The sequence below is a fragment of the Phenylobacterium sp. genome, from assembly GCF_025934275.1.
Classification (GTDB): domain Bacteria; phylum Pseudomonadota; class Alphaproteobacteria; order Caulobacterales; family Caulobacteraceae; genus Phenylobacterium.
The window spans coordinates 43783-54592 of sequence record NZ_JAICYI010000017.1; the positions used below are offsets into that span (position 1 = coordinate 43783).

A 10810-nucleotide genomic window follows, 5' to 3' on the forward strand; every position below is an offset into this window, starting at 1 on the left:
TCGGCGCTAAGAGCGCCGGCGATGAGCGAGAACCTCTACGAGCTGTTGGCGGGCGGATTTCCCGACGATCGCAGCCAATCCTGCTTCGTGTTCGCCGACGGTTCGGAGATCAGCTATGGCGCGCTGGAGGCGGGAACCTCGCGGGCCGCGGGCCTGCTGGTCGCCAAGGGCGTGCGGCCGGGGGATCGGGTGGCGCTGCAGGCTGAGAAGAGCCCGCAAGCCGTGATGATCTACCTGGCGGCGCTGAAAGTGGGCGCGGTCTTTCTGCCGCTCAATCCGGCCTACACCGAAGCTGAGATCGCCTATTTCCGCGCCGACGCCGAACCCCGCGTGCTCATCACCGATGCGCCGGGCTTCCTCGCCGAAGCCGAGGCCGCCGAGCCGCTCGCCAAGGCGACGCCGCGCGGCGCCGGCGATCTGGCGGCGATCATCTACACCTCGGGCACCACCGGCCGCTCGAAGGGGGCGATGCTGAGCCATGGCAATCTGGCGGCCAACGCCGTCGCGCTGCATGAGATCTGGGGGTTCTCGCGCGCCGACGTCCTGCTGCACGCTCTTCCGATCTTCCACGTCCATGGTCTGTTCGTGGCGATGCACTGCGCCTTCCTCTCGGGCGCGCCGATGATCTGGCTCGCCAAGTTCGGCGAGGCCGAGGTGCTGGCCGCCCTGCCCAAGGCGACCGTGATGATGGGGGTGCCCACGTTCTACACGCGCCTGATGGCCAACTCCGCCTTCACGCGCGAGGCGGCCGGCCACATGCGCCTGTTCATCTCCGGCTCGGCGCCGCTGTTGCCGTCGACCTTCGCCGAGCTCGAGGCGCGGACCGGCATGCGCATCCTGGAGCGTTACGGCATGAGCGAGGCGGTGATCATCACCTCCAACCCGCTGCAGGGCGAGCGGATCGCGGGCTCCGTCGGCTATCCCTTGCCTGGTGTCGAGCTGCGGATCGCCGGGGGCGATCAGACGGGTGTCATTGAGATCCGCGGCCCCTCGGTGTTCGCGGGCTATTGGCGCAATCCGGAGAAGACGGCCGAGGAGTTCACAGCCGACGGCTGGTTCGTCACCGGCGACGTCGGCCGCCGGGATGCGGACGGGCGGGTCTGGATCTCCGGACGCGCGAAGGACCTGATCATCTCCGGCGGCTACAACGTCTATCCGAAGGAGATCGAGCTTGTGATCGACGAGCTGACGGGCGTGGCCGAAAGCGCAGTCATAGGCGTGCCGCATCCCGATTTCGGCGAAGGCGTGGTGGCGGTGGTCCTTGGACGCGGAGAAGAAGGCGCAATCATCGCGGAGGCGCGGCGGCGGCTCGCCGCCTACAAGACGCCGAAACGCATGGTGTTCGTCGACGACCTGCCTCGCAACGCCATGGGCAAGGTGCAAAAGAACCTGCTGCGAGACCGCTTCAAGGACCTCTTCGCTCAGGCAGCTTCCGATTGACGGCGGCCCCGTCCCTCGGCTGAGGTGGCGCGGACCCAAGAAAGCGTGAGGGAGCGCCATGGCCGCGAAGAGATTCCCCATCGAGGCGGGGCACATCATGATGTTCGCCCGCAGCGTGGGCGACGACAACAAGGTCTATTACGACGAGGACTATGCCAAGACGACGGAAGCCAGGGGGATCATCGCCCCGCCCACCTTCCCGCAGTCGTCGGCCCAGTTCGACCCGGACTATTTCCTGCGGCCCAAGGTCGGCCAGCCCTGGTTCGGCTCGGGGAAGAACCCAACGGGAATCCAGCGCGCCTCGGGCGGCGGCGGCGGTGGCGGTGGCGGCCTGCACGCCGAGCAGCACTTCGAGTACCACCGGCACATCCGGCCGGGCGACGTGCTGACTGCGACGGTCAAGCCGGGCAAGACCTGGGAGAAGGAGGGCCGCCGCTCCGGCAAGCTGATCTTCTCCGAAAGCATCACCGAATACCGGGACCAGAACGGCGAACTCGTCATTACCGCCCGCGGCGTGGGCGTGCGCACCGAGCGGCCGGTCGACCAGCCGGCGGCGTCGAAGTCCGAGAAGGCGGAGGCTTGAGATGGCGCTGAAGGCAAGCCAACTGACGGTGGGCGAAACCCACACTGCCCGGATCGTCGAGGATCTGAAGCGGACCCAGATCGTCCAGTACGCGGGCGCCTCGGGAGACTACAACCCGCTGCACACCGACGAGGTCTTCACCACCAAGGTGGCGGGATACCCGAGCGTCTTCGCCCACGGCATGCTGACCATGGGCATGACGGGCAAGATGCTGACCGACTACGTCGGCGACGCGAGGCTGACCAAGTACGGCGTGCGCTTCACGAGCCAGGTCTGGCCGGGCGACACGCTCGAGGCGACCGCGACGGTCAAGGCGGTCAACGGCGACCTCGTCGAGCTCGACGTCTCGACCCGGAACCAGGACGGGGTGGAGGTGCTCTCCGGCTACGCTGAGGCGCGCGTCGACCCCTAGCTGACTCCGGCTAGAGGGCGGCGCGCATGACAGCACGCCGCCCCATAGGCTCTCCGTCGCCCCGATGATGGACTGCGTTCGAGCCTGGCGGCAAGGTGAAGATCGGCTGAGGCGCCACCATCGGGGCCCATGACGCTTCGCTCGGCGGCGCGCGGTTCCATCAACTCACGAGATGATGTAATCGGTCGGTCCGTTTCAGGGGGCGGATCAAGACATGATGCCCGTCAGCCATCAGCAGCTGGTCGAGCGCATCGAGTTTGATCGCCGGGAGGGCGGCTCTCCTGGGCCGAGCGCGTACCCCTGGCCCGCGGCCTGAGAATCGCCATCAGCGGCGCTGGTGTCGCAGGCCCCGCCTTGGCCTACTGGCTGCGGCGAGGCGGGCATCAGCCGACGCTGATCGAAGCGGCCGCGGCGCTGCGCACCGGCGGCTACATGATCGATTTCTGGGGCGTGGGGTACGACGTCGCCGAGCGGATGGGCCTCGTTCCGGCTGTCCGCGCCGTGGGCTACGACCTGCAGGAAGTTCGGTACGTCGATGGGAGCGGTCGCAGCGTGGGCCGCGTTTCGGCGCAGACGATGAGCCGTGAACTCGGCGACCGCTTCACGAGCTTGCCGCGAGGCGACCTCGCCGCGCTGCTCTACGAGGCGTTGGGCGGCGACGTCGCCACCTGGTTCGGGGTCAGCATCGATCGGATAGCAGAGGGCGCCCATGGCGTGCGTGTTGGCTTCTCCGATGGCCGCTCGGAGACCTACGACCTCGTGATCGGGGCTGACGGCCTGCATTCCAATGTTCGGCGGCTGGTCTTCGGTCCCGACAAGCAGTTCGAGCGTCATATCGGCTACTACGTCGCGGCCTTCGACGCTAAAGGCTACCTGCCCCGCGACGAGCTGGCCTACGTGAGCTACGGCTACCCGGGCCGGCAGATCTTCCGTTTCGCCCAACGGGCCGACCGGACGATGTTCCTCCTCGTGTTCGCCGCTGAACATCTCAATGGCCGAGAGCCCGAGAGCCCTGAAGAGCGAAAGGCGGCCTTGCTCGACGTTTTCGCCGACGCTCAATGGGAATGGCCGGCGGTCAGACAGGCGCTGGTCGACGTCAATGACCTCTACTTCGACCGCGTTAGCCAGATATCGATGCCGGCGTGGTCGAAGGGACGAGTCGCGCTGGTGGGCGATGCGGCCGCGTGTGTCTCGCTGGTGGCGGGGGAGGGCACGGGGCTTGGCATGACCGAAGCCTATGTCCTCGCCGGCGAACTGTGCGAATCGACCGACTACGCCAGCGCCTTCGCCGCATACGAGGGGCGATTGCGGCGTTTCATCGACGGCAAGCAGAAATCGGCGCGGGAGTTCGCCAGCTCCTTCACGCCGCGCACCGCGCTCGGTGTGTGGCTCCGCAACCAGGCTACGAAGCTCATGGCGATCCCCGGCGTGCCGGGCCTGCTGGTCGGCGCGCAGATGAGGGACGATTTCGTCTTGCCGGACTTCGGCCGGTCGATGAACCGGAACTCGTCAGTGAGGACGCCAGGCTGATGGCGCGTCGACCATGTGGGGATCTGCTGGCGGACCTGCCGACGGACTCCCCGCTGGCGCCGACCGATTGCTCTCAATTGCCCACAACTGCGGCGCAAGTGATTGCAAATACTCATACAATCAATCCAGTCTCCCAGAGGGCGGATTTCGGACGACTTTCGTCAATAAAACCAATATGTTATCTGCTGCACCTATGATGGACTGGGCGTACGGGACAGTCTTTTCAACGACTTAGCGAGGCGCGTGTGCAATCCTGTGCACGCAGTTCTCGTAAAATCTCGCATTTGCTCGCAGATTTGGGCGGTCTGATCCGGCGTCTGGAGGAGATAAAGATACTGAGATCGATCAGGTCTGACGCTGGCTAGCGAGGTAGATCGCGCGCGTTGCCATTAACCGCTTGGGAGCTGGCGGCGGTCGCAGGTACGCTCACAAGTCCGCCAATGTCGTCGGGCGTGAAATGGTAGAGCTTGAGGCCCGGCCCCAATACGACCTGGGCTCGAGCCTGATTTGGGGAGAGCTCAGCGCCGTACCCGAATTTGTCCTCAAACCTTGTCGAGCCGCCCCGAGCGTCCGGATACCAGTAGTCGTCCTCGGCGATGTAGTCGCGGGACTTCGGCGCCCACACCCTTCGCTGGCCATTTATGGTGCTTCTCACGTCGCCCATCGCTTCGCCCAGGCGGCCCTTCGCAGACGATGACAGGTCATTTGCGGTGCCTGTCCCGATCCTGCCCGCCAGCCCTCCGAAAAGATTGCCGGCGAGGGCGCCTTCGCCTGCGTGATCCAATGAGATCGGTCGGCCATTGAACGCATCCTGGGCTGCGGACATAACCCAACCCCCGACCGCCCCCGCTCGTCCGGGTCCCAATGGGAGGGCCGCGGCGCCCGCAGCGCCGCCGAGCGCCGCGCCCGCCTTGTCGCCAAACGAAGAGCGTCGTCCTCCAGCGGCGACATCCGATGCTGTCTGCATTCCGAGACCAGTCATGGCTCCCGCGCCCAATACAGCTGCGGCCTCCCGACCCGTCAGGCCCGCCGCACCTGGGAGGCGCGGAGCTACAGCGAGCGCGCCATCGGCTGGACCGACCAGTCCCAGGCCCAGGAGTGTTCCCCCGACCTGTCCCGCCGCCTGCGCGTTTGAGCGATTCAGGGCGTCATATCGGTCGCGAGCCCGTTCCTGAGCGAGGTTGGCGTCATAGCGTTGCCGCCAGTGATCGAGACCTCCGCCGACCAAGGCGTCCATACCTGCCGCGAAGTGATCGGCTCCACCGAAGGTCAGGACATTCGCGGCTCCCCGAACGGCCGCGTCCGCCTGCATTACGGCGCTCCACACTCCGTCGTTGACCCCCGAAGGCTTGGTGAGATGGGAGGGTTGTGAGGCGAGTGTCGCAGGCTCGCGGCTGCTCGGTTGGCGATTGCGACTTACGGGCGGGCTAGGCGTGCCCGGCATTGAAGGCGCTTGGTGCTGGCCATCAAGAACACGCGCGCCCAACGCCCGAAGTTCTTGGGGCGTGCGCGCAACAAGATCGACGCCCGCTCGGGTTGCTGCGTTCCAAGCCTCTCGACCAGCATTCTCGAGATCTTGCTGTAGTCGTGACGCTTGCGCGCTGCGGTCTCGAAACCAGCGATCCTTCTCGTCTTCAAGCTGGCGCAAGCGATCACCAAAGGCTCCTGCCATCCCAAATCCCCCCACCAATAGATTCGATTGATTAGGCACACTGCCGTGCCCGTGACCGGGCGTTCGCCAGCCCTGCATCCTATCGGATCGAGGTCATCCAGTCAAGAACAAAACATGAACAACATGCTCCGAAGCAGTTCGAACCAGGGAGGAAACCCATAGGCCACAGGCGCGCGCCGGAGCCTAAGTTCCCTATATGTTCTTGACACCGCATTCCCATGCGGTAGTTTGGTTCGCCTGCCGTCGCCCGGTGGCCACGCAGGCGCTCGGAATGGATTTCCGACAATCGGAGGAAATGTGGGCACTCTATCAATCTGGCATTGGATCGTCCTCCTGGCTGCGCTTGCAACCGTGATCCCGGCCGCCAAGGCCCTGTCCCGTGCCGGCCTCAGTCCTTGGTGGGCGATTCTGAGCGTTGTCCCGATCGTCGGCTGGTTCGGCCTTTGGGCGTTTGCCTATGTGCGGTGGCCAAAGGTCGACTCCGAGAGGCGCGTTGGCGACGCCTAGCTGCGGGCGACAAAGCTCTGGTCCGATATTGCCTCACTCGGGAAGTCTGTTCTTGCCCCGCGTCTCACGCGTGGGACGTCCAACCCGCGCGGAGCGCTTGCAATTTGCATGAAATTTAAATGAGAAATCTTGCAAACTGGATCGCTTCAGTAGTTCATAAATAAAATCAATATGTTATCCGTGGCCCCCATGATGGACTGGACGGATCGGCACTGCCGCGTCCTGCATCGTATGCTGTCATCGCGCGCGCTGCTCTACACCGAAATGCTGACCACCGGCGCGGTGCTGCACGGGGACCGGGCGCGGCTGCTGGCCTTCGACCCCGTCGAGCATCCGGTCGCCCTGCAGCTGGGCGGCTCAGATCCGGGCGAGCTCGCACGCGCCGCCCGCATCGCCGAGGCGGAGGGCTACGACGAGATCAACCTCAATGTCGGGTGTCCCTCTGACCGGGTGCAGTCCGGCCGTTTCGGCGCCTGCCTGATGAAGGAGCCCGAGCTGGTCGCCGAGGGCATGGCCGCAATCCGCGCGGCGGTGAAGGTCGAGGCGACGGTGAAGTGCCGCATCGGCGTCGACGAGCAGGAGCCGGAGGAGAGCCTGTTTCGCCTCGTCGACCTCTGCGCCCAGGCGGGCGTTCGCCGCTTCACCGTGCACGCCCGCAAGGCCTGGCTGGAAGGCCTTTCGCCGAAGGCCAACCGCGAGGTCCCGCCGCTCGACTACCCGCTGGTTTACAGGCTGAAGCGCGAGCGACCGGCGCTCATCATCGTGATCAACGGCGGCGTCGGCTCGCTGGATGAGGCCGAAGCGCATCTCGCGCATGTGGACGGGGTGATGCTCGGCCGCGCCGCCTACCGCACGCCGGGCCTGCTGGGCGAAGCCGACCGGCGGATCTTCGGAGACGATCGGCAGGTCGACTGCTTCGAGGCGGTGGACCGCTACCGCAGCTACGTGGCCCGCGAGCTGGCGCATGGGACGCATCTGGCGGCCATGACGCGGCACATGCTGGGGCTGTTCCACGGCGCCCCGGGAGCCCGGACCTGGCGGCGCATCCTCACCGTCGAGGGCGTGAGGCCGGGGGCGGGGCTCGAGGTGATCGACCGCGCGCTCGCCGCCGTCTCAGGGTTGCAGCACCAGGCCGCCGCGGCCGGCCTCGAAGCGGGAGAGGCGGCCTAGGTAGGTCATGCCCAGCAGCGAGGTGTCGAGGCCCTTCTCGATCACCAGGGCGTCGACGTTGTCGACCCGCGCGCCAGCCACGGTGATGCTGGCCAGCTTCACCGACGCCGCCCGGATCTGTCCGCCTGCGGTGACCACGCGATAGCCGTAGCGCAAGGCGGCCGGGTCGACGCCCAGACGCTGCGCGTCCTGCGGCGTCAGCGCGACGGCCGTCGCGCCGGTGTCCACCAGGAAGCGCACCGTGCGGCCGTTGACCTCGCCGTCGGCCCAGTAGTGGCCGTCGCCTGACTTCGGAATGGCTTGCGGAACGTGCGCGGACGCGCCGGCGGCGTGCGTCGTTCTCAGCGCCGACGCCGCCCGGGCGGCGCGCAGCTCGAAGGGTTGCGGCGAGAGGGCAAGCACCGCTGCGGCCCCGGCCGCGGAGGCCGCGGCGACGGTCGCCGCCAGGACGCCCAGCTTCAACACGTCGGACACCCGAACATCCACCTCCGCGGCCCGTCGGCGGGCGCGATGCGAGGGCTGAGGTTAACGCCGGGACGTTTGCAAGGAATGAACGCGCGGTGGTCAGCCGAAGAGGCCCAGCTTCTCCGGACGGATGCGGCCGCGGCGTGACGGCAGTTCCGCCATGATCCGCTCTCGCTCCGCCTCCGAAAAGCGCGCCCAGGCCGCCACCTCGGCCAGGGTGCGATGGCATCCGAGGCACAGGCCGCTCTCGCCGTCCACCACGCAGACCTGGATGCAGGGCGTCTTGATCGGGGCAGGGGGCTTGCGCGGCTGGCTCATCTCGGACGCAAAGCCTAGGCGAGCTTTTGCCCCGCCGCCAGTCGCTCAGCCAGCCCGCCGCGCATTGGACCTCGCCGTCCAAGATTACAAGAGTTTCAGGAATTCAAGTAAAACGATGCGAGTCTTTCAGAAGTTTAACCCGAAAACATTGAACATTGCCTGTTGTTCATTTGAAGCTCTGCTGGGTCGCGGCCAGATTCCCATGGGCTGTTCGCAGGGAGAAACCCACATGAAGGTCGCCGCCATTGCGCTCACCGTCGTGAGCGTCGCCATCGCCGGGACCGCGGTTGCATCGAACCGCGTGAGCGATCTGGATTACCTGAAGGCCAACCGCTGCAAGGGCCTGGCGGTCGCCCTGGGCACGGCCGACGCCACCGGCCTGGACGCCTTCATCAAGGTGGAGGGCCGCTCGCGCGATCCCATCATCCTGGCGCGCGCCACCGAGGAGCGGGACCGCGCCCAGCACCAAGCGAGAGACGGCAACATGAAGGATAAGCTGAGCGCCGAGCTCGCCGGCCCTTGCACCGCCTACATGAACGGGGGCGGCGCGCCCGCGACCGCCCGCTAAGACCCCAAGCCTGGGTCGCCTGGCCCGCCCGCCGGTCCCTCGCCGGCGGGCTCTTTTTTTCGCGCACAGCCGCCTTGCTCCGGCTTGCGCGCCGGGTCGCCGGAACCCACCCTGTCCGCCGGCTTTCAGTTGGGACCTGATGCGGCGCGGCGACGAACCCAGCGAGACGGTTTTCCGGCCTGGCGAGACCTGCTGGCGAACGGCGCGCGCCGAACGCGCCGCCTTTCTGATCGACAACGAGGCCTTCTTCACCGCCGCGTTCGAGGCGATCATCAAAGCGCGCCGTTCGATCCTGCTCCTCGGCTGGGGCTTCGATCCGCGCACACGCATGTTCCCCGACGGCTATGACGGGCCCGACGATCCCGACGAGGTGGGCCGCATCCTGGTCGAGCTCGCGCGCGCCCGGCCCGAGCTCGACATCCGCCTGCTGATCTGGAAGTCGGCCCTGCCGATCAGCGCCAGCCAGGAGTTCTTCCCGCACAAGGCGCGTCGCTATTTCAAGAACACGCCGGTGACGTTCCTGCTGGACGATGCCGTGCCGTTCGGCGCCTGCCATCACCAGAAGGTGCTGCTGATCGACGACCGCCTCGCCTTCTGCGGGGGCGGCGACATCTCCGTGGACCGCTGGGACAGCCCCGGCCACCTCGACGAGGACCACCGGCGCATCATGCCGAAGCAGGAGGAGCACGCGCCCCGGCACGAGGTGATGATGATGGTCGACGGCGCCGCGGCCCGCGCGCTTGGCGAGCTTGCCCGCGAGCGCTGGTGGCGCGCCACCGGCGAGATCCTGTCCGTCCCGGAGGACGCCGGCGGCGATCCCTGGCCCGACCACGTGCCCGCGCACATGCTGGGCGCCGAGGTCGCGATCGCTCGCACCGAGCCGGCTTGGAAGGGTCGGCCGATGATCGATGAGGTCCGCAAGCTCAACCTCGCCTGCATCGCCGAGGCGAAGCGCATCATCTACCTGGAGAACCAGTACTTCACCTCGCCGCTCATCACCGAGGCCCTGGCCGCGCGGCTGGCTGAGCCCGACGGACCGGAGGTCGTGCTCGTCTCGACCCAGAAGGCGCCCAGCTGGTTCGACCACCTCACCATGGACCGGGCCCGCGGGACGATGATCTGGCGGCTGCGCGCGGCCGACGTGTTCGGCCGCTTCCGCGCCTACTGCCCGGTGACCTCGGGACGCGAGACCATCATCGTCCACTCGAAGGTGAGCGTCTTCGATGACCGCATCGCCCGGGTGGGCTCGGCCAACCTCAATAACCGCTCAGGCGGTTTCGACACCGAGTGCGAGCTCGGAATCCAGCGCGAAGGCGAGGACGAGCGGCTCACCATCAGCGCCTTCCGCGACCGGCTGGTCGGCCACTTCATGGGCGTGACGGGCGACGCGGTGGCCAAGGCGTGCGTCGAGTTCGGCGGCCTGGGCGCGGCGATCGACGCCCTGAACCGCGACGGCCGCCTGGCGCCGATCGAGCCGCCGAAGATGAGCGCGGTCGGCGAGTTCATCGCCGCATATCACCTGGGTGACCCCTCCGACGTCTCCGACTCGTGGCGCCTCGGCCGCAGGCGTGAGCGCCTGATCCGGGAGGCGCGGGAGATCGCCGACGCCCGGCGCCCGGCTCACTCCAGCTCGAAATCCATCACCAGCGGCAGGTGATCCGAGGCGACGCGCGTCATCGGGTCGAACGGGGCGAAGACGTCGGTGACGGTGACCTCGCGGCTGACGAACAGGTGGTCGATGCGCAGCACCGGCAGCGGCGAAGGAAAGGTCGAGGTCGGGCCGGACTTCGGGCTCAGCCGGCGCGCCGGCTGCAGCTTGGCGCTGAGCGTCCGGTAGACCAGCGACGCGCCGGTCGCGTTGAAGTCGCCGAGCAGGATCTTGGCCCCCTGGCATTGCGGATGCTCCAGCCAGACGGGGCTGGCGAGCCAGCGGGCCTGGATCTGCTGCTCGCGCGGCACGAGGCCGAGGTGGGTGTTGATCACCTGCAGCGGCTTGCCCTCGACCTCCACTTCCACCCAGAGCGCACCGCGGGGCTCGAGCTGCGGTATGCGCTCGTAGCCCGGCAGCGGACCCACCTGCACCAGCCGCTCCGGGAAGCAGGTGAGGATCGCGTCGCCATAGCGCTCCTCCTCGACGGTGAGCGC

Annotated in this window: 11 protein-coding genes; 7 read left to right on the forward strand and 4 right to left on the reverse strand. The window is 67.3% G+C overall.

What is annotated here, in order from left to right; translation table 11 throughout:
- Positions 1–21: 21 nt before the first annotated feature.
- The 4 genes from Q0W60_RS06435 to Q0W60_RS06450 all read left to right on the forward strand — a co-directional run bounded on the left by Q0W60_RS06435 (position 22) and on the right by Q0W60_RS06450 (position 3965).
- The gene (locus Q0W60_RS06435) at positions 22–1440 is read left to right on the forward strand and encodes an AMP-binding protein (RefSeq protein WP_297693758.1); all 1419 of its coding nucleotides are present in this window, start codon (positions 22–24) and stop codon (positions 1438–1440) included.
- Between the two features lie 58 nt (positions 1441–1498).
- Positions 1499–2023 carry a MaoC family dehydratase N-terminal domain-containing protein gene (locus tag Q0W60_RS06440; protein WP_297693759.1) on the forward strand — a complete coding sequence of 175 codons (525 nt, stop codon included), beginning with the start codon at positions 1499–1501 and terminating at the stop codon, positions 2021–2023.
- A gap of 1 nt (position 2024) precedes the next feature.
- On the forward strand, positions 2025–2435 hold the full coding sequence (locus Q0W60_RS06445; protein WP_297693760.1) for a MaoC/PaaZ C-terminal domain-containing protein: 411 nt from the start codon (positions 2025–2027) through the stop codon (positions 2433–2435).
- A gap of 324 nt (positions 2436–2759) precedes the next feature.
- Positions 2760–3965, forward strand: coding sequence for an FAD-binding domain (locus Q0W60_RS06450; RefSeq protein WP_297693769.1), 1206 nt, complete (start codon positions 2760–2762; stop codon positions 3963–3965).
- Positions 3966–4326: 361 nt separating this feature from the next.
- Here the strand turns inward: Q0W60_RS06450 and Q0W60_RS06455 are convergent, their stop codons facing one another.
- Positions 4327–4791, reverse strand: coding sequence for a hypothetical protein (locus Q0W60_RS06455; protein ID WP_297693761.1), 465 nt, complete (start codon positions 4789–4791; stop codon positions 4327–4329).
- A 1524-nt stretch (positions 4792–6315) separates the two neighbouring features.
- On the opposite strand from Q0W60_RS06455, the gene dusA reads away from it, so the two are divergent.
- Positions 6316–7314, forward strand: a complete 999-nt coding sequence (gene dusA / locus Q0W60_RS06460; protein ID WP_297693762.1) for a tRNA dihydrouridine(20/20a) synthase DusA — start codon at positions 6316–6318, stop codon at positions 7312–7314.
- Here dusA and Q0W60_RS06465 read toward each other — a convergent pair.
- Positions 7258–7788 carry a TIGR02281 family clan AA aspartic protease gene (locus Q0W60_RS06465; protein ID WP_297693763.1) on the reverse strand — a complete coding sequence of 177 codons (531 nt, stop codon included), beginning with the start codon at positions 7786–7788 and terminating at the stop codon, positions 7258–7260. The two genes, dusA and Q0W60_RS06465, sit on opposite strands and share 57 nt — an antisense overlap.
- Before the next feature lie 90 nt (positions 7789–7878).
- On the reverse strand, positions 7879–8097 hold the full coding sequence (locus Q0W60_RS06470) for a DUF1289 domain-containing protein (protein ID WP_297693764.1): 219 nt from the start codon (positions 8095–8097) through the stop codon (positions 7879–7881).
- Between the two features lie 229 nt (positions 8098–8326).
- On the opposite strand from Q0W60_RS06470, the gene Q0W60_RS06475 reads away from it, so the two are divergent.
- Positions 8327–8665 carry a hypothetical protein gene (locus Q0W60_RS06475; protein ID WP_297693765.1) on the forward strand — a complete coding sequence of 113 codons (339 nt, stop codon included), beginning with the start codon at positions 8327–8329 and terminating at the stop codon, positions 8663–8665.
- A gap of 139 nt (positions 8666–8804) precedes the next feature.
- Entirely contained in the window at positions 8805–10322 is a 1518-nt protein-coding gene (locus Q0W60_RS06480) for a phospholipase D-like domain-containing protein (RefSeq protein WP_297693766.1), read from the forward strand.
- Here Q0W60_RS06480 and Q0W60_RS06485 read toward each other — a convergent pair.
- On the reverse strand, positions 10286–10810 hold a 525-nt coding region (locus tag Q0W60_RS06485; RefSeq protein WP_297693767.1), incomplete at its 5' end, for an endonuclease/exonuclease/phosphatase family protein. The two genes, Q0W60_RS06480 and Q0W60_RS06485, sit on opposite strands and share 37 nt — an antisense overlap.

Bases quoted from the DNA above. Each gene is read 5' to 3' on its own strand.
- Q0W60_RS06435 (WP_297693758.1), top strand. From the start codon at position 22: ATGAGCGAGAACCTCTACGAGCTGTTGGCGGGCGGATTTCCCGACGAT.
- Q0W60_RS06440 (WP_297693759.1), top strand. From the start codon at position 1,499: ATGGCCGCGAAGAGATTCCCCATCGAGGCGGGGCACATCATGATGTTC.
- Q0W60_RS06445 (WP_297693760.1), top strand. From the start codon at position 2,025: ATGGCGCTGAAGGCAAGCCAACTGACGGTGGGCGAAACCCACACTGCC.
- Q0W60_RS06455 (WP_297693761.1), bottom strand. From the start codon at position 4,791: ATGTCCGCAGCCCAGGATGCGTTCAATGGCCGACCGATCTCATTGGAT.
- dusA (WP_297693762.1), top strand. From the start codon at position 6,316: ATGTTATCCGTGGCCCCCATGATGGACTGGACGGATCGGCACTGCCGC.
- Q0W60_RS06470 (WP_297693764.1), bottom strand. From the start codon at position 8,097: ATGAGCCAGCCGCGCAAGCCCCCTGCCCCGATCAAGACGCCCTGCATC.
- Q0W60_RS06475 (WP_297693765.1), top strand. From the start codon at position 8,327: ATGAAGGTCGCCGCCATTGCGCTCACCGTCGTGAGCGTCGCCATCGCC.
- Q0W60_RS06480 (WP_297693766.1), top strand. From the start codon at position 8,805: ATGCGGCGCGGCGACGAACCCAGCGAGACGGTTTTCCGGCCTGGCGAG.